General features: G+C 48.3%; 22 protein-coding genes. 16 read left to right on the forward strand and 6 right to left on the reverse strand.

From position 1 onward, the window contains the following. Positions 1-271: 271 nt before the first annotated feature. Both SGI98_07495 and SGI98_07500 read right to left on the reverse strand, forming a co-directional pair. Positions 272-3,034 (reverse strand): MMPL family transporter, encoded by a 2,763-nt coding sequence (locus SGI98_07495; protein ID MDZ4743246.1) that lies wholly within the window; start codon positions 3,032-3,034, stop codon positions 272-274. A gap of 61 nt (positions 3,035-3,095) precedes the next feature. After that, positions 3,096-4,082, reverse strand: a complete 987-nt coding sequence (locus tag SGI98_07500; protein MDZ4743247.1) for a TerC family protein — start codon at positions 4,080-4,082, stop codon at positions 3,096-3,098. Positions 4,083-4,179: 97 nt separating this feature from the next. Here SGI98_07500 and SGI98_07505 point away from each other — a divergent pair, with 97 nt between their 5' ends. Both SGI98_07505 and proS read left to right on the forward strand, forming a co-directional pair. Continuing rightward, the gene (locus SGI98_07505) at positions 4,180-4,389 is read left to right on the forward strand and encodes an amino acid transport protein (protein ID MDZ4743248.1); all 210 of its coding nucleotides are present in this window, start codon (positions 4,180-4,182) and stop codon (positions 4,387-4,389) included. Positions 4,390-4,461: 72 nt separating this feature from the next. Beyond that, a complete protein-coding gene (gene proS, locus SGI98_07510) occupies positions 4,462-5,988 on the forward strand; it encodes a proline--tRNA ligase (GenBank protein MDZ4743249.1) in 1,527 nt (508 codons plus the stop codon). A 46-nt stretch (positions 5,989-6,034) separates the two neighbouring features. On the opposite strand, the gene SGI98_07515 is transcribed toward proS, so the two are convergent. After that, entirely contained in the window at positions 6,035-6,676 is a 642-nt protein-coding gene (locus tag SGI98_07515; protein ID MDZ4743250.1) for an arylesterase, read from the reverse strand. A gap of 29 nt (positions 6,677-6,705) precedes the next feature. On the opposite strand from SGI98_07515, the gene SGI98_07520 reads away from it, so the two are divergent. The 6 genes from SGI98_07520 (at position 6,706) to SGI98_07545 (ending at position 12,945) form a co-directional block, all read left to right on the forward strand. Beyond that, positions 6,706-7,458 (forward strand): ABC transporter ATP-binding protein, encoded by a 753-nt coding sequence (locus SGI98_07520; GenBank protein MDZ4743251.1) that lies wholly within the window; start codon positions 6,706-6,708, stop codon positions 7,456-7,458. Continuing rightward, entirely contained in the window at positions 7,445-10,039 is a 2,595-nt protein-coding gene (locus SGI98_07525) for an FtsX-like permease family protein (protein ID MDZ4743252.1), read from the forward strand. Before SGI98_07520 ends, SGI98_07525 begins: the two co-directional genes overlap by 14 nt. Positions 10,040-10,142: 103 nt before the next feature. Next, complete coding sequence (locus tag SGI98_07530; protein ID MDZ4743253.1) at positions 10,143-10,757, forward strand: hypothetical protein; 615 nt, start codon at positions 10,143-10,145, stop codon at positions 10,755-10,757. 24 nt (positions 10,758-10,781) lie between these two features. Next, positions 10,782-11,129 carry a hypothetical protein gene (locus SGI98_07535; protein MDZ4743254.1) on the forward strand — a complete coding sequence of 116 codons (348 nt, stop codon included), beginning with the start codon at positions 10,782-10,784 and terminating at the stop codon, positions 11,127-11,129. A 6-nt stretch (positions 11,130-11,135) separates the two neighbouring features. Next, positions 11,136-11,831, forward strand: coding sequence for a phosphoribosylformylglycinamidine synthase subunit PurQ (gene purQ / locus SGI98_07540; protein ID MDZ4743255.1), 696 nt, complete (start codon positions 11,136-11,138; stop codon positions 11,829-11,831). A 10-nt stretch (positions 11,832-11,841) separates the two neighbouring features. Further along, a complete protein-coding gene (locus SGI98_07545) occupies positions 11,842-12,945 on the forward strand; it encodes a DUF2817 domain-containing protein (protein MDZ4743256.1) in 1,104 nt (367 codons plus the stop codon). 5 nt (positions 12,946-12,950) lie between these two features. Here the strand turns inward: SGI98_07545 and SGI98_07550 are convergent, their stop codons facing one another. Then, entirely contained in the window at positions 12,951-13,676 is a 726-nt protein-coding gene (locus SGI98_07550; protein ID MDZ4743257.1) for a hypothetical protein, read from the reverse strand. Positions 13,677-14,612: 936 nt separating this feature from the next. Here SGI98_07550 and SGI98_07555 point away from each other — a divergent pair. The 4 genes from SGI98_07555 to SGI98_07570 all read left to right on the forward strand — a co-directional run bounded on the left by SGI98_07555 (position 14,613) and on the right by SGI98_07570 (position 18,758). Further along, a complete protein-coding gene (locus SGI98_07555) occupies positions 14,613-15,851 on the forward strand; it encodes an FIST N-terminal domain-containing protein (GenBank protein MDZ4743258.1) in 1,239 nt (412 codons plus the stop codon). Positions 15,852-15,862: 11 nt separating this feature from the next. Continuing rightward, positions 15,863-16,405, forward strand: a complete 543-nt coding sequence (locus SGI98_07560; protein ID MDZ4743259.1) for a hypothetical protein — start codon at positions 15,863-15,865, stop codon at positions 16,403-16,405. A gap of 51 nt (positions 16,406-16,456) precedes the next feature. Next, on the forward strand, positions 16,457-17,620 hold the full coding sequence (gene nifS / locus SGI98_07565) for a cysteine desulfurase NifS (protein MDZ4743260.1): 1,164 nt from the start codon (positions 16,457-16,459) through the stop codon (positions 17,618-17,620). Positions 17,621-17,945: 325 nt separating this feature from the next. Next, a complete protein-coding gene (locus tag SGI98_07570) occupies positions 17,946-18,758 on the forward strand; it encodes a histidinol-phosphatase HisJ family protein (GenBank protein ID MDZ4743261.1) in 813 nt (270 codons plus the stop codon). Between the two features lie 42 nt (positions 18,759-18,800). Here SGI98_07570 and SGI98_07575 read toward each other — a convergent pair whose 3' ends face one another. After that, positions 18,801-19,436, reverse strand: coding sequence for an isoprenylcysteine carboxylmethyltransferase family protein (locus tag SGI98_07575; GenBank protein ID MDZ4743262.1), 636 nt, complete (start codon positions 19,434-19,436; stop codon positions 18,801-18,803). Positions 19,437-19,664: 228 nt separating this feature from the next. Here SGI98_07575 and SGI98_07580 point away from each other — a divergent pair, with 228 nt between their 5' ends. The 4 genes from SGI98_07580 to SGI98_07595 are packed head-to-tail and all read left to right on the forward strand — an operon-like array spanning position 19,665 to position 23,109. Further along, a complete protein-coding gene (locus SGI98_07580) occupies positions 19,665-21,746 on the forward strand; it encodes a glycoside hydrolase family 31 protein (protein MDZ4743263.1) in 2,082 nt (693 codons plus the stop codon). Further along, positions 21,746-21,892, forward strand: coding sequence for a family 1 glycosylhydrolase (locus tag SGI98_07585; GenBank protein MDZ4743264.1), 147 nt, complete (start codon positions 21,746-21,748; stop codon positions 21,890-21,892). Before SGI98_07580 ends, SGI98_07585 begins: the two co-directional genes overlap by 1 nt. Then, complete coding sequence (locus SGI98_07590) at positions 21,846-22,274, forward strand: family 1 glycosylhydrolase (protein ID MDZ4743265.1); 429 nt, start codon at positions 21,846-21,848, stop codon at positions 22,272-22,274. Before SGI98_07585 ends, SGI98_07590 begins: the two co-directional genes overlap by 47 nt. Then, positions 22,240-23,109 carry a family 1 glycosylhydrolase gene (locus SGI98_07595; GenBank protein ID MDZ4743266.1) on the forward strand — a complete coding sequence of 290 codons (870 nt, stop codon included), beginning with the start codon at positions 22,240-22,242 and terminating at the stop codon, positions 23,107-23,109. The genes SGI98_07590 and SGI98_07595 overlap by 35 nt, the downstream gene beginning before the upstream one ends. Positions 23,110-23,225: 116 nt before the next feature. Here SGI98_07595 and SGI98_07600 read toward each other — a convergent pair whose 3' ends face one another. Continuing rightward, positions 23,226-25,289 carry a hypothetical protein gene (locus SGI98_07600; protein MDZ4743267.1) on the reverse strand — a complete coding sequence of 688 codons (2,064 nt, stop codon included), beginning with the start codon at positions 25,287-25,289 and terminating at the stop codon, positions 23,226-23,228. Positions 25,290-25,383 lie beyond the last annotated feature (94 nt).

The following is a 25,383-nucleotide window of genomic DNA, read 5'->3' on the forward strand; positions in this document are numbered from 1 at the left end:
CTTTACCTCATGAGCTTCCTTATGGAAAAAACCTAAATCCAAGGCCAGAAAACCAATCACCAATAACAGGAAGAGAACGTATGCCAGCCAGACCATATCTCCAGTGGCAGCAGAAAGAAATGGATTCATCGATAATGTAAGATTTATAGGATTCATATTTGATATTAAAATTGGCGGTTAGAGTCGCCCAGAATTCTGATTTGTCAAATGAAAAATCACCTTCTGAAAAGATGGTGTATTCAAACCAAAAATGAGACATAAATATTCCTCCCTACTTATTCGGGTGGATAATCTTCATCCTCTCAAGAACGATCAGGATTTGAGGCAGGACGATTAAACCGGTCAGTAGGCAAAAACTCATGGCGATCGTCATAACCAGCCCCAAGCTGGATAACCCGCGGTATTCTCCGGGAATCATACAGGCGAAACTGATGATGGTGGTGACCCCTGTCAGGAACATGGCTTTACCTGTGCTCGAAAGGAAAATACTAACTTTTCCATCTTCATCATAACGATCCACAATATAAACCCCGAATGACATCCCCAGCCCAATAATCAGGGGTAGTGTCACGATATTCGCTGGATTAAATGGTAAGTCAAAAAGGGTCATTGACCCCAGTGTCCAAAGAATCGCTAAAAACAGAGGGAAAATCACCAGCACTACCCGTAGGAAACTCTTAAAATGGAACCAGACCAAAATAATAATGACGATAACCGACATGGCAGCGGCTTGTACGAAACTATCCTTGAGCAGCGCAATATAAACCGTATTTTGGACTGGGGTCCCAGTCACGAGCGGGTCGATCTTGCGCAAATCATCCACAAACCGTTTCCCCTCGTCATAACCCCAGACATTTTCCTTCGGCTCGACTTCAATGGCAAATTTCCCTGTTTGGGGTGAATAAAAACGTTTCATCAGGGGCTCGGGAATATCCGAAATACCGATGGGTTCATTAACCTTGCTATTTTGGATGAATCTCAAGCCAGCACGCATTTTCCCGACGGTATCCTTATCGTAGCTCGATAAACGTTTACGCACTTCATCATCACTCATTTTCTGGAGGATATTAGAGGAGCGTTCGAGTGGGGCGATGAGTTTTTCAAAAATACCGATAGCTTGTTTTGCTTGGCCGGAGATAGCTGTGTATTTTTTTGCTTGGTTGTAGCCGTCTTGACAGGCCGCTAAAAGGGCGGCGATATCTTCGCGGGCTTTTTTCACATTCATCTCCGGGGCTTTTTTCTCGCTCAGGTCGACTTGTTGGAGCTGCTTCTGTATTCCCTTGATCATGGGGATTTTTTCTTCCTGACCTTCCGGAATCATTTCATAAATCCCTCGTATGGACTTCACTGTCGGCAGTTTTGCTGTGGCTTGCGCCATTTTACGGGAAGCATCGAGGTTATCCGCCACCAATACACCAAAAAGGATACTGAATGCCTGGGCATCGAGGGCCTCTAATGTCTGGACGGCATTTGTATGCCTCGCTTGGAGGTTCAGCAGGTTATAATCAAAACGCATGTTTTTGATTAAAGGCACGGAAAAAATGCTCATTGCGGCAAAAATCGAAAGCCAGAGCCAAGGACGCCCAAAAAAGAATATTTCCAAACGTGCCCCTCCGAGGGGTTTAAAAACAGAAGTCGTTTTCGGCGTGTGCAATTTGCGCCGATCGACCAATACAAGTAATGCCGGCAAAAGGGTAAGATAACCGATCACCGATAAAAACAAACCGGTTCCGGCCAGGATTCCCATTTCCCTGAGTCCGACAAAACTATTAAAACACATTGTGTAGAATGCCAAGGCATTGATGGTGCCTGTGGTCACAATGGCCACCCCGGTCGTCCCCATCGCCTTGATGAGGGCGTCATTATAATTACCCCCTTGGGTCAGCTCCTCCTCATAACGAGAGATAATCTGGATACCGAAATCAATCCCATGCCCGATAATCATAATGATTACTGCTTGCGAGATAATATTCAGGTGTCCTACGACCAATGCCCCCGCTCCGAGCGTCCAGAAAATAATACTCACCAGCACTCCCACAGTCACCCCGGGACGGACCATCTCCTTGAATGACAGGAAAACAATAAAAGCGATGATAAAGAAACAAACTGTCGAAGAGACAATACTGTCGTGGGTACTCATTTCTATCTCGTCCTGCTGGAGGACTAATTCCCCGGTCACCCCATAAGTCACTCCCGGGTGCAGTTTGTTAGATTCCTCGACCGTCTTACGGACAAATGCAATCGTCTTCTGATAAGGGGTAAATGAATCAGTCGAATTTTGAGACGGTGTCAGCAGCAGGATAAACATTTTCCCGTTATCAAATTCCAAATATTCCTTTTTCTCGAATTCCGCCTCGATATCGGAGATATTTTGCTCACGGGCAATATCCGTCCCCTTGAGATTGGCACCGGGGAGAGCCTTTTTCTTGCCGAGTTCATCGGCGAGTTTTTCCAGTTTCAATATAAAATCATCGACAAAATCACCAAAACCATCGAGGGCTTTGCCCTTATATTTCTCCAGGTTTTCAAATTCCTTCCTCGCCTCACCCAGCATGAAATTCACGTTCAAATCACTTTTCGTGTTTTTCATGGCCTGGGCCAGCTGGCCAGTCTGTTGGGAAATATTTTCCAATTCCTTTTTATCGAGGTAAAGGAGGGCCTTCTCCTTGATCTTAGAAAAGTCATTACGGTAATAAATATTTTTAATGTATTCCGGCCTTTTCGCGTAACTGGCCGCCAGTTCTGAAATAATCTTTTTATTCTTCGCCCGGTCCGGGGACTGGATCACGACCACTATATCCTCGGAAATATTAAAATCTTTGAGATATGTAAGCCATGCATGGTGGATCTCATCCTTGGAATCGATCAAGGCATTAGTATTCCCCACCACCCCGAGTTTAAATGCGGCCAGATAGATACTGAACACAGTAACCACTATCCAAAACACCACATAGACCCATGGGCGTTTGATAATATGCCGGGCAATTTGCTCCAGCGCCTGTTGTAATAAATTTCTTAAATATCCTGTTTTCATTTAGCCTGGAATTTTGCAGACCTATTGGCTATATCGTGAAACAATCAAATTCCAAGGAAATTTAATCCTTGTTGCTGTGATCCTGGATATTCGGGGGAAGCTTTGACTCCGGCGGCTTTATTTTTATCGACAGGATAATCGATGTCGCCAAAACGCCTATCACAAAAACCAAACTGAAGATTGTAGGGATTTTAAACCCGAAATAAACGAGTATCATCTTTGTCCCTATAAAAAGAAGGATAACCGATAACCCGTAATGGAGCAGGTGGAAAAGCTTTAACACGCCGGCCAAGGCAAAATAAAGGGATCTTAAACCTAAAATCGCAAAAATATTTGACGTATAAATAATAAAAGGATCACGGCTGATGGCGAAAATGGCTGGAATAGAATCCACCGCAAAAACAAGATCTGTCCACTCGATAAAAATCAGGATCACTAATAACGGGGTCGCAACCAAACGACCCTTTTCCTTAATCAAAAACCGGCTCCCGTGCAATTTATCGGAGACGGGGAGGACTTTCCTGATCAGTGCCAGCGCCTTATTTTGCTCAATATCTAATCCATCATCTTTATGGAAAATCAATTTCACCCCGCTGTAGATCAGGATCAGTCCGAAAACAATAATAATCCAGTCAAACATCTCAATGAGTTTCACCCCCGTAAAAATCATCCCCCCACGCATGATCAAGGCCCCTATAATGCCCCAGAAAAGTATTTTATGCTGGTATCGCGGAGGGATCTTGAAATACCCGAAAAGCAGGGCAAAAACAAAAACGTTATCCATGCTCAATGATTTTTCGATGAGGTAACCGGTCAAAAACTCTAATGCCGCCTTCCTGCATTGGCTTCCTTCATAGACACCGAACCATCCCAGTAATAGCCCGAGATTAAATACCAATGCCAGCGCGATCCAAAAGACCGTCCACCCTAAAGCTTCTTTAATCTTTACCTCATGCTCCGTGCGGTGGAATACGCCTAAGTCAAGTGCGAGCATCAAAAGGACAAAAACATTGAATGACACCCACCAGAACCAAGTTTCATGAAGCATAAGCCTCTTACATAACCTTCGTCATGGCCGATTTCAATCGGCAAACAAAATAAATCTTCCTATCCCATTCTCGATTCGTCATATTTTTCCGTACCCGATGATTTTTTCCAGTGCCAACCTTCTTCTTTCCCTCCTGACCAGCTCGATAGGCATGGGATATTTCATCTACGGCAAAAAACAGGCCCGCTATTCACCCATGGCTTGCGGCTTTATCCTCATGCTTTACCCGTATTTCGTCGAGAATATCATCATTAATGCCGCTATCGGAATGGTACTGATTGCACTGCCCTTTTTTATCGCTGAATAAACTTCAGCCGTTCCCCCTCTAAATTCCGCTATTGATCTTTACAGGGGAAGTCACCATCCTTGGCGGCTACTTATGAGTAAAAATGCCGCAAATGCTATTAGTCCGTCCCGCCAAGAGGATTTTCCCGAATGGTATCAACAAGTCGTCCGCGCTGCCGATATGGCGGAAAATTCCGATGTCCGCGGTTGTATGGTGATCAAACCGTGGGGTTACGGCATCTGGGAGAATATCCAATCCACCTTGGACAAGATGTTTAAAGACACCGGACACAAGAATGCTTACTTTCCCCTTTTCATCCCTTTGAGTTACCTCGAAAAAGAAGCCGAACACGTCGAAGGTTTCGCTAAGGAATGTGCCGTCGTCACCCATCACCGCCTGGAAGTCAATAAAGACGGCAAGCTCGTTCCCGCCGGTCCTTTGACTGAACCCCTCGTCGTGCGTCCCACCTCCGAAACCATTATCGGTGCGACCTACGCCAAATGGGTGGAATCCTACCGCGACCTCCCGATCTTGATCAACCAATGGGCCAATGTCGTCCGTTGGGAAATGCGCCCACGGCTTTTCCTGCGTACTGCCGAATTCCTCTGGCAGGAAGGCCACACCGCCCACGAGACCGAGGCCGAAGCTATGGAGGAAACCATTAAAATGCTCCATGTCTATGAGCGATTTTCCCGGGAATTCCTCGCCATCCCTGTTTACACAGGCGAAAAAAGTGCGGGTGAACGGTTCCCCGGTGCCGTCAAAACATTTTGTATCGAAGCCATGGTCCAAGACCGTAAAGCTGTCCAGGCAGGAACCTCCCATTTCCTCGGGCAGAACTTTGCCAAAGCCTCCAATATCAAATTCCAATCCCGCGAGGGCAAGGAAGAGCTCGCTTGGACCACCAGCTGGGGAGTGAGTACGCGCCTCATTGGCACCTTGATCATGACCCATTCCGATGATGACGGTTTGATCCTTCCGCCCAAAATCGCGCCCACCCAGATTATTATCATTCCCGTCACACCGAAACCTGACACGGCAGAGGCTGTCCGTGCCGCCTGTGCCAAACTCGCCGATGACCTCAAAAAAGAATCCTTTAATGGCAAACCCATCACTGTCGAAATCGACAACCGCGACCTCGGTGGTGGGGTCAAAAGCTGGGAATGGATCAAAAAAGGAGTACCTATCCGTGTCGAAATCGGACCCCGCGACCTCGAAAGCGGCAGTGTTTTTGTCGGACGCCGTGACAAGGGGGTTAAAGAAAAAGTTTCCCTCCCCGCCGCGCAATTTGTTTCGGGTGCGGGCAATTTGCTCGAAGATATCCAGGATAACCTCTACAATCGCGCCTTGGAATTCCGTAATGCTCAGACGCAAAAAATCGATTCCAAGGATGAATTCTACACCTATTTCACTGCGCAAAATGCGGATAAACCCGAGATTCACGGGGGATTTGCCCTGACTCACTGGGATGGCAGCGCGGAAGTCGAAGCCCGGATCAAGGAAGACCTTAAAGTCACCATCCGTTGCATTCCTTTCACAGATGCTCATACCGAAGCGGGGACTTGCCCCTTCACCGGAAATCCCAGCACACAACGTGTGCTTTGGGCAAAATCGTATTAGGCAGTAATCATACAATTTGCTTAAGGTCTGAGTTCTCCTGAGGGGGTTACTTCTTTATGACAGGCTCAAGATACGTCCAGACATTGGAAGCGATAACGCTTTGCCCGTTTTTTGTGGGATGAATGTAGTCGGGTTGGTTCATCTCGGGAATCCCACCGACCCCTTCCAAGAGATACGGGATGAGTAGAACCTTCTGATCCCGCGCAATTTGCAGGAAAACTGCGGCAAATTGCCCAACATAATCTTTTCCCATATTTTCAGGCATCTGCATTCCGGCCACGAGAATAACCATATCGGGATTGATTTTACGGGCTGCTAATATGGTTTCCTTGAGATTCGACGCGGTTTGTTTCGGATCGACACCACGCAGACCGTCATTAGCCCCGAGGGCAATGACAAGAATGTCTGCCCCGTTTTGTAGAGCCCATTTCACGCGGCGCAATCCTCCGGCGGTTGTGTCCCCGCTGATCCCAGCATTGATCACCTGTGCCTTAATTCCCGCAGCAGAGATTCTTTCCTGAATCAATGCCGGATACGCTTCTTTGTCCGGATCGTCCAGACCGTAACCCGCTGTGATACTATCTCCGAGAAAAATAATTTTTTTACCGGGGGGATTCTCAGCACTTGCAGGAATGGTGAATGCACTCCATATTAAAAATCCTATTAGCGGCAGGAATATCCTTCGCATTAATTTAAACAAATTGTAATTCATCATATATGCCGATTTTATCAGATCAAAATCACCGTGACACTATCGCGTCTGGATCAGACACTGTCAATTCCCCTCTCTTGGAAACCCACGGGCTGGGTCGCACTTACAAGACTGGAGACCATGAGCTCACCGTTCTTTCCGATGTGAATCTGCAAGTCGCCGCGGGTGAGTCCTGTGCCATTATCGGCCCTTCGGGCAGTGGAAAGACAACCCTGCTCGGACTCTGCGCAGGTCTCGACAGTCCCTCCAGCGGCTGGATTCGCCTCGGTGGCCAACGCCTCGAGAGTCTCGATGAAGATAGGAGGGCGGAGTTACGCGGTCGTATGGTCGGCTTTGTCTTCCAGAGTTTCCAGCTCATCCCGACACTCACTGCGATTGAAAATGTCTTGATCCCCCTAGAGCTCCGCGGTCTCTCGGGAAAAACCCGTGAAGCGGCTGATCTGCTCGCGCAAGTCGGACTCCAAAACCGTCTGACCCATTACCCCTCGCAACTCTCGGGAGGTGAACAGCAACGCGTCGCCCTCGCCCGTGCTTTCATCCACAAACCCGCGATCCTTTTTGCCGACGAACCCACTGGCAATCTCGACGCAGCGACCAGTGAACCTATTATTAAAATGCTTTTTGACCTGAATCGTGAGAATGGCACCGCGCTCGTGCTCGTCACACATGATCCTGCACTGGCGCGCCTTGCGGGACGTGTGATCTCCATGCGTGCGGGAAAAATCGTTTCCCAAGGAGAGCGACATGAGTCCGCATGATTCCCCAAGCTCAGTCGCCCCACGCAAATTGCTCCCGGCCCTGATTCATCCTTGGGTCTGGACAATGGCTTGGCGCGACAGTCGTTCCCAACGCCGTCGTCTCTTGGTTTTTGCCCTCGCGGTCGTCTCTGGACTCACCGCGCTGACCGCAATCCGTTCCCTCAAAGAAACGGTTGAAACCGCTGTCGACAGCGAGGCGAAATCTTTACTCGGCGCAGACCTGCACATTCGTTCCCGCCAGCAAATTGCTTCGGATAAACTCGCGGAGGTAATTCGTCTCAGTGAAGATTACGCCCAGGAAACGGGTATTTCCTCGATGATGGGTTTCCCGAAAGCCAATGCGGGGCGCCTCGTGCAAGTGCGCGGCATTGAGGGACGTTTTCCTTTTTATGGCGACGTCCGTACAGAGCCTGCTGGAGCTTGGGATCAGATGCTTGCAGGCGGCGGTGTGGTGCTCGAACCCGCCTTACTCGATCAGTTCGATCTCAAAATCGGCGACATCGTCACACTCGGTTCTCTGGAGTTACCCATCCTTGGCGTCATCGTTAAACCCGCCCCGCGCAGCAACCGCTTTAATGCGTTTGCCCCCGAGGCTTGCCTGAGTCTTGAACGCCTCGAAGAAACCGGACTCACAGGGACCGGGAGTCTCGGGTTCCGCCATCTTTACTTGAAAAATATCGACCCCGTGCAAGTTGCCGCCATCCGAGAGCAATTTGCGCAGGAAGGTTGGAAATTCGAAACGCCTGAAGACCGCCGAGACTCCATCGGCAAAGTTCTGGATAATTTCCAACAATTCCTCGGCATCATCTCGATGACCGCCCTGATCCTCGGTGCTATCGGGGTGGCTGGGGCAATCAGTGCCCATCTGGCACGACGAACCAAAAGCATCGCTGTCCTGCGTTGTCTGGGTTGCCCGGCAAAAGCGGCTTACGCGGTATATCTGGTTCAATCTGTCATCCTTTGCCTGCTCTCATCGCTTGCCGGTGGCGGGCTGGGCATGATCCTGCACCGTGCTGTCCTGGAAATCTTTAAAAACGATCTACCTGTCGCGGTGAGCATGACTCCGCCGTGGGGCATTTTGATTATCTCTGTCTTGATCGGGTTCGCCGTCTGTCTGGCATTCATTCTCTTGCCCCTATCCCAAATTACGATTGTGTCTCCCTCAATGGCACTCCGTGGTGAGTCCTCAGCATCAATAGCCCAAAAAGGCAAAGGGCATTGGTTCAAATCCCTGATAGTGCGCCTGCTGGCTCCGGGTTTTCTCGCGCTCATGCTGATTTTTCTGGCAGTCTCAAATATCCCAGACACCAAAAGAGCCTTCGGCATTGTGGCTGGACTGGGAGTAGTCATGCTCCTTTTGTGGTTGATTTCATTAGCAATTATCAATGGGGCACGGAAAATCGTCCAACCTTCTTGGCCTTACCTGATCCGGCAAGGACTTTCCAATCTTCATCGTCCCCTGAATCAAACCACTCTTTTTGTTTTTTCGCTCGGTCTAGGAGCTTTTCTGCTTCTCACCGTCCTGCTCGCCCGCCATGCGATTCTGGAAAAAATCTCCCTGACCGGCACCCAAGATATGCCCGACATTTATCTGGTCGATGTCCAGAAAGATCAAATCGACGGGGTCACCACTCTTTTAGAAAAGCTTAAGCTCCCCCTTCTCGAAAGTGCTCCTATTCTCACCATGCGAATCACCTCAGTCAAGGGAGTCCCTGTCCGTGCACTCAAAGAAAAGGGCAATGTGCCTGAATGGGTTTTGCGCCGGGAATTCCGTTCTAGCTACCGAGCAGGGCTAAATCAAACTGAGACAATCATCGCCGGGCAATGGCCCTCGGGCAATTTGCGCGGGCGCGATACTGTCGCCCTATCGCTGGAGGAAGAAATCGCCAAGGATCTCAGTGTCGGTCTGGGGGACATCATCGATCTGGATGTGCAAGGACTACCACTCAAAGCCGAGATCACCAGTATCCGCCGTGTGGACTGGAGCCGCTTTAACCTTAATTTTTTTATGCTTTTCACGCCGGGCATCCTCGATGACGCACCGGGATTTACCATCATGACCACGCGCATTCCCGAGGGAATGACGTCAGGGGAATTGCAACGTCTGCTGGTGCGGGACTTTCCCAATGTCAGTGCTATCGACCTGACCCTGATCCTCGAAACGGTCACCTCGATCATGGAGCAAATTGCTTGGGTGATCCAGTTTGTGGTGGGATTCACCCTGCTCTCTGGGGTGGCGATCATCGCCGGGAGTCTCATGAATGGGCGTGATCAACGCATTAAAGAAAGTGTTCTGCTGCGCACGCTGGGAGGTTCCTCCCGGCAAATTCTTTCGATTCTGCTCATTGAATATGCTGCCCTCGGATTTTTCTCTGGGCTGGCGGGCAGTGTGCTCGCGATGGGAGCTTATGTCCCGATGAGCCTGTGGATATTTGAAACCCGACCTTGGGGTGGATTTGCTTATCCCGTGGTCATCACGGCCTCCGCGACAGCCCTCTCCATCCTCGCGGGCTTGGCCCTGAGCCGGGGAGTGTGCACTCATCCCCCTCTTGAGATACTCCGTTCACAAGCCTCCACCTGAGGTATAGCTCTTTACACAACGAGCTCACCACAAAGGAAAAAGAACATAAAATATCCTCGGCAAGGGCTTGCAAAGATGGCGCGATTGATTATCTATTGTAATCATGTCAGACCAACGTCTCCATTCCGACGATTTATTAGCTCGAATTTCCGATGAAAGCCAGCGCGGGCCTTCCAGTGCGGAAGTGGGTGATTTACTCAAGAAAAAGGAGATCCAGCTCTCCGAAATCAAACGCCTCCAAGAACAACTTTCCCGTGAAAGCGAAGAACTCGAAGAATTCACCCACCGTAAGGAAGAGCTTTCCCGTGTCCTCGAAGACATGCTCGACCGTATCCAACGCGGCATGGCCCTCATGGAAAGGGCGGAGTTTGAAGAGCAAAAAACCATCGAAGAAATCCGCCAGACCCGTGAAAAATTCCAGATGCATCTCGATGAATTAACTCGGATAGAGGGGGTCTCTTGGAGCAGTCTCGACCAGAAAAAAGATCTTTATAAATCCATGTCCATGGTGGATGCCGCCCGCGAAGACTATAACCAAGCCCAGATCAAGCTCCATGTCCTGAGCGAACGCAACCAGATGATGCCCGAGGAGGGGGTAGTCTCCGGCACGATTAGTGGCCGGTCTTTCCGTATCCTCGTCCGGGAAGGTTTCGCCCATAATCTGGTCCTGATCCTCGCCATCCTTTTCCTGGCTGTCGTGATTTATATGAAGTACTAACCCCCGCCAGAGTGAAGGAGCCCTGTGCCTGACAATCCGACGCCACATGATCTGGAGGAGAGGAAAAAAGAGGTTCAGGCACTCAAACGCCAGCTCCAAAATAAGCTCAATGATATTGAAAAGCAAATGAGCAGTTCGACCCTATTAGAAAAGGAAATCGAACTCGAACGCCTCGAAAGGCATCAGCAATCCCAAGCCTCCCTGTATTCGACCCTCCCGGCCGATACTGATGATCACAAACCCCGACACCAGCCATCCCTCCAAAGACCCCGGGGCCTGAAAGTCAACCAACGCAATTTTCGCAACCGGATTCTGATTTTAATCGGGGTCCTCTTCTTCATTGTTTACTTAATTTTCCACGCTGTTAAATAATGATCCATGCATTTTGGAATATTACAGTTTCCCGGATCGAATTGTGACCAGGACATGTACCATGTCGCCACCAAGGTTCTTGGTGTCAAAGCGACGTACATCTGGCATAAGGACAATGAAATACCCGACGCGGACATCTATGTGGTCCCCGGAGGATTTTCCTATGGTGATTATCTGCGTTGTGGGGCCATTGCTCGGTTCTCACCAGCGATGAAAGAAGTCGTAGATCGCGCCAATAAAGGGGCATTGGTCATCGGCATTTGTAACGGATTTCAAATCCTTTGTGAGTCAGGCCTCCTGCCCGGGGCATTGATCAGAAATAAAAACCTGCATTTTATCTGTGAACAGGTGAATCTCCTCGTCGAGAATACGAATACCCCCTTTACCTCCGGACTCGACAAAGCACAGGTCTTAAAAATCCCCATCGCCCACGGGGAAGGATGTTATTTTGCCGAACCCGAGACGCTGGCACAGCTGAAGGCTAATGAACAAATCATTGTCCGTTACTGTAATAAAGAGGGCCAAGTCACCCCCGAGTCAAATCCGAACGGGTCACTCGAAAATATTGCCGGTATCTGTAATGAAGCCCGGAATGTCTTTGGACTGATGCCCCATCCGGAACGGGCTTGTGAACCGATCCTCGGATCCTCGGACGGGCTGCAAATTTTCCAGTCGATTATTTCGTCAATGGCCAAAGGTTAGTGAATCACTCATGAATCCCTTGACCCCGACATATCTCAAAGTCATTGAGGAGGAGTTGCTTGTCGGAGTAGAAGCCGCTGGAGCCGCCGACCAGCCATGGATCGGTGCGGCAAGACTCAATGAAGTCCTGCGTGTGTGTGTGCGGTGTGCACTCAAAGACCAGGCCCTGTTTACCCCCATCCTCAAGAAAGTCATCCATCCTCTGGTGAAAGGGTACTCTAACCTCCTGCCAATGACCGATAATGATGCCCTGCTCTGGGGTAATCTCCAGCTTTCCATCCGCCTCCTGCGCGAAGAATGGACTCCCCTGACCACCCCGCACCGCTACCGTTCCGCTCATGCCCTGATTGAACGTTTCCAGTCCCTGTGCCGACAACGCCCGGAATTAACCCAAGTCCAGTCCATCGGTCAGGTTCCCCTCGGCCAATCTACGATCGACATCCTCCGGATCAAGCTTGCAGCACCAGACGGGCGCGAGGATGAGAAAATCCAGGTCGCTGTCACCGCCGGCATGCACGGCGACGAGGCTGAAGGGATCTACGCCATTTACCGTTGGATTAATGAAATCTATAACCGTCCCCACCTCCTGAAATTTTACACTTTCTCACTTTATCCTATGCTGAATCCCTACGGCTTCGAGTATGGAGCCAGGGGAAATGCCAACGGCATCGACCTGAACCGGGAATTTCAGGATATTCCCAAAGAGCCCGAAGCATTGGTCATGCAGAAAGAATTCCAAAACCGGAAACTCGACGGATTGATTAATCTCCATGCCGACGATGATTCCGAAGGACTCTACGGTTACGCTAACGGTTCATTGCTTAGTGAATCCCTCGTCAAACCGGCACTGCATGCTGCATCGACGATTATCCCGATTAATTTCTCCCTTATCATCGACGGGCATAAAGCCGAAGGCGGGATTATCAAGGAATCTGTTTCGGGAGCCCTCCGCCCACTCACTCTCCATGCCAGCGAAGGACATGAACCTTTCGACGTGACCTTAGAAACGCCCAACCTGATGAGCCTTGTCAGTCGAGCTACAGCTCATATCCTGATGCTACGCAGCCTCATCGATGAACACCGTAAATTCATCTCCCAAGCCGCAAATCTGTAGATTCTTTACTCCTTGATGGTAATCAGGTGTCTCCTTGTACGAGGAGCACGCAAGAGTCCTGACAGAGTCTGGAACTCACGAATCAACAACCCCGCGGATTGACGCTCGAAATTCGACGAAAAATCCAAGCATGTCGAAATCTCAAAATAGGCACTGACCGGACGCTGAACGAGACAATTTGCCGGACTGAATGTTTCTATTCCCGGGTAAAGTGTCCGCAGGCGCAGCCAACCAGGCCGTTCCGCCAGAGACCAGCTATTGATATTCTCCTCCTTAAAAAGCCATTTACTCCCCAGAGCACCGCCTGTGATCCCTTCCAGTTCGGGACGATTAAATTCATCATTCAGATCAGGAATCCATTGATTTATTTGGGGATCGTCGAGAGGTTTCGGATAAGTAAGTCCGGGGCCGTTAGAATCATTTACAACCGGCCAGTTTTCCGTGTCCCAATCGATTTTATCCACATGCATTTGGCGGCATAAAGCGGGTCGTAAAGCATCGTAATAATTGTATACATAATACCATTGATGATCAGGACCTATGACGGCTGTTCCCGTATTCGGTGACTGGAAACGAAGGGAGGAACGAATGATATCACGGGGGCATTTTTCAATACTCGAGGTCACACAATAGAAGTCTTCATTCACACGCACAACACATGGATCAGACCAATGACCATTTGCCATGACCGGATTTGAAAATGTGCCATCCTTATTATGACTCAAATGCATGTCGTTTTCATCAATGATAAAATATTTTCACACCCAGACTCAGACTGAAAATCTCAGTCTTTTCTTTCCAGGTAAAAGTCCTCTGACATTCCTCGAAACCCGGACCGGGAAATGAAATACTGACGCCTCGCTAACGCCTATCAATTAGGAAATTAATATGGACATGATGCAAGTATATATATCTTCATCTTGTGCGTGTGGCTGGACATTAAAATACGATGACTGATTCATACCAAGCGCCAGAATTTAAAAAATCAGATTAATCGGATAAAAAAGACGAGGACCGGTAACCCTCATGAAGAGACTACTAGGGGAAAAGAGCGGTTACCGGCCTCGTTAGCTCACCACCCGTGTGATGAACTTGTCCCAACCTCTTACAATGATTAACCTATCACGATTTTTACGGTATTAGGGTGAATTATGATGAATGGTAAAAATCAGGCTCTGAATGGGTCTATATCCTTACAAATAACCCCCTCATCTCTTCAACGTATAAATTGAGACTTTCGGCTTTCTTCCCTTATCCCAACGGGATTGCATCATATAGTCCAATGGTCGCCCCGACACCTCGGCAATTCCTCCCCAGACAATCAGAAGATTGTCCCTCTATTTTTTTTCTTCGTGGTGCAATTTGCTCGCCCTATCAGGAAATTCAAAAAAAGAACGAGGCCTGATAACCGCTATGAAGAGACTTCTTAGGGGAAAAGAGCGGTTATCGGCCTCGTCTAGTCCACTACTTGCGTAGCGAACTTGTCCGAACTTCTTTCACTGGCAAAAATATCATGGCATCTAAAAAAGAGTAATAAAATATGATGAACGGTAATAACAACTATTTAAACGGTCTTATTTCTTTACAAATAACTATAACGGAGGGGTAATATATATAAATAATTAACCCCGTACGGATCGATATTTTCGATTGAAGCTAAACCATTTATGACTAAGCTAGAGGTAATGAATAGCTCCGCCTCCATTACTTTACACGAACCAATTACTTTGGAGACCATTTCCCAAGAGATTATCAATTGCCGTAAGGATCTCATCCCCTCAAAAAGCCGCATTGCATTTGTCTTTATGACTGAACACTTTTTCGCGATGGCCGAGGATATCCTCGAAAGCGTGAGGGTCGATGGTCATGCAGGGACTGTCGTGGGTTGCTCCGGCTCGGGTGTCTTGGGCACGAATACAGAAATCGAGCAAAGCCCGTCCTTTTCCCTGCTCATGATGAATCTGCCCCAAGGCTGTGAATTCAATACGTTCCGTTATAATCAGGAATTCATCGAGAACCAGACTTCATCGGAAGAATGGTTTGAAAAGATCGGCAAAAAAAAGGGGGATCAATCAAAATTCGTCGTATTCTCCGATCCGTTTACGGTTGATTCCTTGGCATGGATGAAAAGCTGGAATGCCGCCCTCGACCATTCCCCCACGACAGGAGGTTTGGCCAGCGGGAATATGGGCAACCGCCAATCACGTATTTTCCTCAATGGCCAATCTTTTTCCGAAGGTGGGGTGGGTCTCCATCTCTCCGGTGGCCTAGAAATCCACACGGTCGTCTCCCAAGGATGCATCCCGATTGGCAAATCACACATCATCACAAAGGCCGAACAGAATATTATTTTTGAGCTCGGCGGACGCCCTGCCTACGAGGTGCTTTCTGAGACGGTGGACTCCCTGAATGATGAACTCAAAAACCGCGCCCAGGGCAATCTTTTCATCGGTTTTGTCATGAACGAGTACAAGGAGAAATTTAAACGCGGGGATTTCCTCGTGCGCAATTTGCTCGGGGCCGATCAGGCAATGGGAGCTTTAGCTGTCGGTGAATGGCCTCATGTCGGGCAAACTATCCAATTCCAACTCCGGGACTCTAAAACCGCCCATGAAGACCTCGAACACTGGCTGGAAGAAAAAAAGTCCGAGCTCAAAGGTAAACAAATCCTTTCCGGATTAATGTTCGTCTGCAACGGGCGGGGTAAAAACCTTTTTAAAGAAGGTAATCACGACGCAAAAACGGTTGCTAAGTTCTTTGGCGATATTCCCTTAGCCGGATTCTTTTGCAACGGGGAGATCGGACCCGTCGGTAAATCGAATTTCCTCCACGGGTACACCGCTTCCCTAGCCCTTTTTGTCGAATCGAGTGATCCAGCCGCCACAGCCTCTACTCAGTCCAAATAACATTTCCCCTTATGCCCAATCTTCCTTCCGGGATCAGCAAACTCATTGAGAGTATCCCCCTGCCGGTATTAGGCCCCGGCCATCCCCTCCCTGACGCCCGACTTAATATCTCCCCCTTTATTAAGGATATTCCTGCACAAAACCCCGTAATGAATCAATGTTGTGTAGCCGCTCTCTGGCTCTTGAATGACTACCTCGATGATTCCCACAAGATTTCGCAGGATATCCCGACGTCCACAGGGAGCTACTGGCACGGGATCATGCACAGGCGCGAGCCCGACGCAGGTAATGCCGCCTACTGGTTTAATCGCGTTGGTAAACACCCCGTTTTCCCCAAAATCACTGCCGTAGTCACCCCCTTGATCAATGAGGCAACTTGCCCCCAAGCCCCGTTTCTCGCACTCACCGACAGCTGGGATCCGTTCTATTATATCGGATTATGTGAGCAGTATCGTGATTCGGGACTGCCTGAGGAGATGCTTTGCCGACAAATCCAATTGGCCGAGTGGCAAACCCTTTTTAACTACTGTTTTGTCCAAGCCGGCACAGTATGACGCAAGTTGCGCTTGTCTTTTTGGCCTAAAAATGGCTTTCTCACATGCCTTATGAATATCGGTAAAGACAAAATTACTTATCTGGATAATAATGCCACCACTCAAATCGCCCCGGAAGTCGTGGAGGCAATGTTACCCTTCTTAACCGAGTTCTACGGAAACCCCTCGAGCTCCTACCGTTTCGGCAATCAGATCACCCTCGCTATCGAAAAAGCCCGTGAGCAAGTCGCGGCATTGATCGTGGCTGACCCGAGGGAAATCATTTTTACCAGTTGCGGCACGGAGTCCGATAATGCGGCCATCCATTCAGCCCTTATTACTCAACCGGGCAAAAAACATATCATCACCACAAAAGTCGAGCATTCCGCCGTTAAAAAACAAACCGAATACCTCGAATCTCAGGGGTACGAAATCACCCGCTTGGATGTCGATAGTGACGGAATGATCTCACCCGATACTCTCGAAGCCGCCATCCGCCCGGATACGGCCATCGTTTCTATCATGTGGGCCAATAACGAGACAGGCGTCCTCTTCCCCGTGGAGCAATTTGCTGAGGTTTGCAAAAAGAAAAATGTCCTTTTCCATACGGACGCCGTACAGGCCGTCGGCAAAATCCCCATTAATATGGCGGCTAATAAAATCGATATGCTCTCCTTATCCGGCCATAAACTTCATTGTCCCAAAGGTGTGGGGGTTCTTTTCGTCCGTAAACGGGTCAATTTCAAACCTTACTCAATCGGCGGCGGACAGGAACGCGGCAAACGGGGCGGCACCGAAAATGTCGCATCCATCGTGGCTCTGGGCAAAGCGTGTGAACTCGCCCTCCATCTCATGGACAAAGAGAATACCGAAGTGCGCAAACTCCGCGATGACTTAGAAAATGGATTAAAAGCCGCCATCCCGGGAGTAAAAATCAATGGGGAATCATCCCCCCGCCTTCCTAATACGATCAGTATCGCAATCGACGGGGTGGAAGCCGATGCGATCTTGGTTAATCTCGACCGTGAAGGCATTTGTGCCTCCAGCGGTTCAGCCTGCACGACCGGCTCCCTTGAACCTTCCCACGTTCTCAAGGCCATGGGACTCTCAGACGAGGCCGCCAAAGGCTCCATCCGCCTCTCCCTGAGCGTCTATAACCAACGCAAAGATATCGACCAAGCCCTCGAGGCCCTCCCCCGCATCATCAGCAAATTGCGCACCCCCGTCCCCGCATAACCGACTCGACGCGCTCGAAAATCCATCCGGCTAATGGTTATATTTCCACACAGGAAGAAAATCAGTTTCACGGCACAAGTCCGCGGGAGTAACGCAAAGTTTTTTCTCATTCTCTTTTAGGGCGAGCGGCCCTGCTTGCCTGCCAGAGCAATTTGCATCACGAAGAACAGAAAGGCACGAAGGATGAGGAAATCAGGATGGCCAAACTAATTCTGTAGGATGAGCGGCCCTCCCCCTCTCAATTCTCGGCACTCAAAAATACGATGAGCCAAACAATTTGTAGCGTGACTATTATGGTTTAATCCATTTAATTCGTCATTAAATTATGTCCGAAATCTCTCTTTTATCACTAGCCGATTACCATATGCACACACCCCTCTGCAAACATGCCAGCGGGGCACCGTGGGAATATGTGGAAAAGGCCATTGAACGCGGCATTGGAGAAATCGGTTTTTCCGATCATTGTCCCATGCCTCCCTGGTATGATCCTGATTTCCGGATGAATTCCAATCAGATGCCCATTTACCAAAGGATCGTCGATGATGCCCGGCAACGGTTTTCGGATTACAAGGTGAAGTTCGGGATTGAGGCGGACTTCCATCCCGGCACAGAGCTCTATATCGAAACACTGACCAAAGACTATGATTTCGATTATGTGATTGGTTCTGTCCATTACATCAATGACTGGGGTTTTGACAACCCCGACCTCGTCCACCGTTACGATGAAATGTCGATCGAGGATATCTGGGAGCGGTATTTCTTTTTATGGGAACAGGCTATCTGCACCGGGCTTTTTGATATCATGGCTCATCCGGACCTAGTCAAAAAATTTGGTCACCGCCCGAAAGGGGATTTGACCCAATATTACAAAGGCCCCCTTTACCAATGTATGAAGATGGGGGTCGCAATCGAAGTCAGCACCGCCGGATTAAGAAAGCCAGTGGGCGAGATTTACCCGAGTGAGGATTTCCTTAAAATCGCATTTGAACATAATATCCCCATTGTCATTTCATCGGATGCCCATAAACCGGCTGAAGTAGGGATGGATTTTGAAAAGGCATTAGAATTAGTCAAAAAAATCGGATACCGCCGGACAGCCCGATTTACTCAACGTAAAATAGAATTTATCGATATTTAGACAGCTTGGGGGGCCTCGCGCTGAGGCTACCCCTACAAATATTTAATAGACCGTCCAAAAAACCTTTACCCATCCCAAATACTGAAATCCATGGATCGCCAAAATCCCCGGGAGGGCAAGGATAAATGAAAATGAACTCGGGATCTGACTTTGCAAAGCCCTCGCATTCACCGTGAAGGACTCAGGATCAGAATAGATCTTAAAATTAGGGAAAAAGGACGGGACCTTTTGTTTATAAGACCTGAAGGAATCTCCGTAAATGGACTCTAGGCGTTCCTCTTCCTTCTTGATGACCGAAGGGTAATAGAGGGCAAAAGCGATAATGATGAACACGGGGGCTGTTAATGTCATGGTGAAGAGCCCGAAACCAATCCCTCCCACTAAACTAAAAAAATAAAGCGGATTACGGGTCATCGAGTATGGTCCTTCTACAACGAGGATTTTATTCTTATAACCGGCAATGTAGACAGAGCACCATATTCTCCCGATGGCTCCGACCCCGGAAAGGATGATTCCAAAGCTTAAAAAAATAATTTGGATGATCTCACTCTGGGTTCTCCAGTAACTTCCAGACAGTAATAAAAAAATAATTAGACCAAATGCTAATATCCGGGTTAAAAAAATGCGGTCATCAAAAATTTTCTGCTTAATTTTTCTTACAAAAATTTCCACTGGCATTCAAAAACTTTCTTCAATTTTTAAACTATTCATACGAGCCAAAAATTAAAGCCTTTATGTATATATTTGTGAAGACCTATTTTATAAATGCAATAAGTGTCAATTTATTATTTTTACTAACATTAAAAGGTCTTTGATTGACGAATATTTGTATGAACTTCCGCTTGTAATTCACGGGATTTTTACCAAACTCCGCCCAATCAACACATTAATTCTAACCCCTATTATATGAACCCCATTCATCCCGGCATTTGGAAAGTCACCCTTGGGACACCCGAGAAACTCACCCCCATAAGCATGCGTAACCGTCAACCGGTTCCCGTTGAAAGATTCACGCAATTATCAGAAACCACTCACCCACCCTTTGAGAGTAGCCAGATTAAAAGTTACCAAACCCAACGGGGGTTTGTGATTGAAATCCCACTTGGATTTGAAGATTCAGTTTATGGACTAGGACTGCAATTAAAATCCTTTAACCAGATCGCCAAGAAAAAAACCCTGCGTGTCAACTCGGACCCCATCGCCGATGCGGGAGACTCCCACGCACCGGTCCCATTTTATGTAACCACATCCGGGTACGGGATTCTCGTGGATACAGCCCGTTACGCGACATTCTATGTCGCCTGTGCCACACCCCTTCAAAAGCGGGAGGCTCATGATAAAGGTCAAAAAACGAATCTTGGTGCTTTTACCCAGGACCTGTATGTCGATAAAAGTGTCGCACAAAATAAACGGATTTTTATCGAAATCCCCCACGTCCAAGGAGCTGATATCTACATATTTGGTGGACCAAATATGAAAGATGCCGTTTCCCGTTACAATCTCTTCAGCGGTGGTGGGGTCCTCCCTCCCCGTTGGGGTCTCGGGGTGTGGTATCGGGGCCGGGCTGATTTTGGAACGGATGATTTCCTGAAACTCGCCGACAATTTCCGTTCGAGTAATATGCCCTGTGACGTATTGGGGTTTGAACCCGGCTGGCAAACCCACTCCTATGCCTGCTCTTATGTCTGGAATACCGAAAAATTCCCTAACCCCAAAGCGGTCGTAGATGCCCTGGCGGAAAAGGGATTTAAGGTCAATCTCTGGAGTCACCAATTTACCCACCCCGCCTCCCCCATCTATCAGCAAGTGCAAGATTTTTCTGGGAATTTTGAGGCATTTAAACAAGGCGTCGTGCCTGATTTAACCCTGCCGAATGTCCGCAAAATCTTTGCAGACCATCATGACAAAGAACATGTCTCCCTCGGGGTATCGGGATACAAACTCGACGAATGTGATAACTCCGACTTCATCGCATTCCCCTGGTCTTTCCCTGAAATCTCTCAATTCCCCGGCGGTCTTGACGGTGAACAAATGCACAGTCTCATGGGGGTGAACTACATGGAGACAATCGACAGCGTCTTTGTGAAGCGCAATTTGCGCACGTACTCGGAAGTGCGTAATGCCCACGCCCTGTCGAGTTCTTATCCCTTTGTCCTCTACAGCGACCTCTACGACCACAATGACTTCATCCGCGGGGTGGTGAATTCCGGATTCAGCGGTTTACTCTGGTGTCCTGAAGTCCGTGAAGGGGCTTCCGAGGAAGATTTGATCCGCCGTATCCAATCAGTCTGTCTCTCCCCACAAGCACTCGTGAATGCTTGGTATATCAAAAATCCCCCTTGGAAACAGTGGCGTTACACTGAGAATAACGAAGATAAATTCCTCGAGAATTACGAACAACTTGAAGCAAGTTGCCGTAAGTTTTTCGAACTGCGCATGCAATTAATCCCTTACCTATACGGGGCATTCTACCAATATTACCTAAAGGGGACTCCCCCTTTTCGCGCCTTGGTCATGGACTACCCCCACGACAAGGAAACCTACGGGGTGGATAACCAATGGATGATGGGGGATAACCTCATGGTCGCCCCGATCGTCGCCGGAAAGGCCGAACGTGAAATCTACCTTCCTGAAGGGGAATGGTTTGATTTCTGGACAGGACAGAAATATCCGGGCTCCCAAAAAAGCACCATGAAGGTTCCCCTGGATATCATTCCCCTTTTTGTGAAATCGGGAACAGTCCTGCCTCTGGCAAAACCAACCCCACACACAGGAGACCCAAATAGCTTTAAACTCGATATATTCATCTACGGCCAGGGCAATTTGCCTGCAACACTCATCGAAGATGACGGCAATACTTATGACTTCACCCGTGGGGTCTGCAATCTGGCCTCTGTGAGTTCCAGCTCCGGCCAAGCTCACCTCGTGCGGACCGGACAGTTCAACGGGCAACAATACACTATCGAATCAACCAAACATATCCAATAATGAAAAACTTTCCTGATGATTTTTTCTGGGGCTCTGCCACCGCTTCACACCAAGTCGAAGGGGCATGGAATCTCGATGGTAAAGGTCCATCCATCTGGGATGCTTTCGGGCATACTCCCGGTGGTCAAAGACGGTTCAAATGCTGATGTAGCCTGCGACCGGTACCATCGCTATATGGAAGATGCCGCCCTGATGAAAAAACTGGGGCTGAATGCCTACCGTTTTTCTATTTCCTGGCCCCGCACTTATCCTCATGGCCATGGAGAGGTCAATCAAAAGGGGCTGGATTATTATTCCCGTCTTGTGGATTGTTTAATCGAAAACGGGATCAGCCCGATGGCCACCCTTTTCCACTGGGACCTGCCATTGGCTATCCACCAGAGTGGCGGCTGGCTCAACCGCCGGTCCGTGACATGGTTTGAGCAATATGCCCGCACGGTGATCAAAGCATTGGGTGACCGGGTCAAATACTGGATCCCGATCAACGAACCTAATGTCCATTCCAAACTCGGATACCGCCATGGATGATGGATGGCATGCCCCAGCATCCGTAGGAGGCTGTTATACAGCCTTGTGCAGGTCCAATCACCATCTCACACTCTGCCACGGGGCAGCCGCAAGAGCCGTTAAAGAGCTTGTCCCGGGAGGAATTGTTGCAACAGGGGTGAATATAGCCGCTTTTTATCCGCTGAATAATGAACCCAAAAATGTCGAAGCATATCGCCATTGTGAAGAAGACCAGACTTTCTGGTATCTGGATCCGATCTTTAAAGGTGGTGGTTACCCTGAAGCAGCCCTGAAACGCGCCTATGATCATGGGGACGATTTCTTCGTGAAAAAAGGCGATGACGAACTCATGCACGCGAATACCGATATTGTCGGGTTTAACCACTATTTCAGTATCTGGGTGGAATCGGGTGATACTCACACCTACCAAGGATGGAATTATGGCAAACCCCCTGAAGGATTAGAGAAAAATTCATGGGACTCTGTGGTTTATCCCCAAGGTTTTTACGATTGTTTCAAACAGCTTTCAGAGCGTTATAAGGGATTCCCCCAGATGATTACCGAAAATGGTTTACCCGAACCAACAGACAAAGTCTCAGATGACGGACGTGTTCACGACACGGGGAGGGTGGAATATATTAAAAAATATGTCGGGGCAATGAAACGAGCACTCAATGATGGAGTCGATATCCGTGGTTATATGTTCTGGAGTTTTATGGATAATTTCGGGTGGGCTGAAGGGTATCACATGCGGTTTGGCCTCGTTCATACCGATTTGAAAACCCTCAAACGCACCATCAAGGATAGTGGTTATTGTTATCAAGAGATTATCGCTAGCAAAGGGGCTCACCTTTAAATACAAGCCTCGATTCTTATCTTGAAAATATTCAAGGGCAACCAGTACGGTTGCCCTTTTTTCTTTTTTAAGAATTTAATCCAATAACAGAAACCTTTTGAGCCAAACACCGATATTTAATCAATCAGATAAACTTTATTGGTCTGTAACTTCCCATTTTCGGCAGGTTTCCCTGAAATGACCTCAATCGCATTTGCAGCAGGGGAAACTTGTTCCTTGAATGAGAAGAGATGTTTCTTCTTTCCATCTTCGGATTCCCAAAGCACACCTTGTCCATCCTTGAGAACCGTCCGTTTATCCATGGATGAACGGATTTTTTTGTAAGCGGTAAATAAATCCCTCAATTGGACAATGACCTTCGGATCGCGTTCTGCAACCGGAACCTGCCAGCATGCCATATTAGGAACGCGTTTATGTGCGATACACTGGAAAAGATAATCGACAGAAGATTTCCCACGGAGAATCTCATTGTCAATATATTCATGAGTCCCCTCTTTTACGGGAGGATGGACACAGGAATCATAGGAGTAACCAAGGTCTTCATCCCGATAAGTATCGCCCCCATACATTCCCAGACATGAATGACTGGAAAATGTCGTAATCGCCTCAGGCATTAGGTAAAGCCCCTCATTGGCCAAATCGGCATAAACCTTAGCCATCCGTTCAAACTGAGGTTTCATTGTGCCCGCAGAATAATCAAGCTGCCACCAGCCGAGATTAGAGAATGAATCCCAGAGGAAACCCTTTAATCCTGTTTTCCGGCTGATATCGATCACCCGTTCAATAACATAATCACACATAGGACCATTGAGATTCAACGGCCAACAATCTCCGGGGTATCCTGTGTCGGGATGGTACCCACTCTCTTTTGCTGCAAAGACACCAAATTTACCGGTTCCTTTTCCTTTATTAAAGTTCCCATGCCTCCATTGCGAGTTTGGGGCCATGTGAGTGGCGATCCACGAAAGTATATTGATGTTTTTTGATTTTCCGTAATCACAAACTTTTTTTAAGCCTTCTTCCCCACCCCTCATCCGATCGACTTCCCAATCAATCACGGCGCATTGGTTCGAAAGGCATAACTTCTCCAAGGTGCTTGTATGGCCGAGGGTGTCCGCGACTTTGACTTTTGCCAGTTCATCCATGTGTGTCTGGCCACTTTCCCAGATCGGGTCGATCATCACATTGTCAGCATTCAATTCCGAAGCCAGATCAATGACATCTTGGTATGACTCGTCAAATTTCACATTCACCCATACATTCTTACAAAGTGTGATTTCCGGTGGCCCATCTTTTCTGATATCAAACTGTTTGCGGGCTTTATCCCGTTCGCGGTCATGCATCCGGGTCCAGAGATTCATCAGATCGACATTATCCAGTGTATCCGGGCAATAAAGTATCGTCTTGGGATTTGTCTTGAAAGACGCACTCTCAGCAAAGAAATGCATGTCCAAAATCCTCAAATGGTTGTCACCTAGCCCTTTTTCAACAACCGTACGGATCAGGGATACCTCGTCGAAATAAGCTAATAAAACACCTTGATTGGCTTTGCCCCGTTGTAAATCATAGGCTGGCAAAAGTGTCCAACGCGCCCAGAGATTGCCAGGCATACAACCAATCTCGTGTTCGAAACCAGCGGTCGAATAAGCCATTTCCTTGCCCAGCTCGGCTCGGGCGGGGGTGAGCCAACTGCGGAGCACTTGGGTATTCCCCTCAATCGTGGCCCCAATCTCCCAAGTCTGGCGGTCAAGGACACGGTGGAACTTCAGACTATCATTGTCTGCCTCAAACCAATATTTAAAACCGTTAAACGTGTGACCATCAATTTGATCCTGGACCGGGCGGAGCTGTATCCTGAAATCAAGCTCTTTAACAGGAGCATCCCAACAAATATCCCGGAAACAAATATCCCCGGAAGTATCCCTTTTCTCGCGGAAAGGATAATCATTCGAGCTAACCGCTTTTAAATGGATGATCGTGCCGTCCGCAATTTGCTCGGTTTTGACAAAATGAAACCGGGAAAAAATATCACCTGAATAAGTATCAAACCATGGAAGAAAGCGTATATCAGGATTCCTGAGTGGGATGCCGTCATTTGTCACCGTTCCAATAGACACGAACTCACCACGATCATTGATTTTGGGGATGATTTCAATAGGGCCAAATTTTATTTTTGTCATAATCAGAATAATGTTAAAATCAAAGCCCTACCGGAGTATGCATTATTTACAAGCGTTGATTTAGATTTATTTACACAATCAAAGACTAATAACC

Source organism: Verrucomicrobiota bacterium, assembly GCA_034440155.1.
In the GTDB taxonomy this organism is placed as follows: Bacteria; Verrucomicrobiota; Verrucomicrobiia; order JAWXBN01; family JAWXBN01; genus JAWXBN01.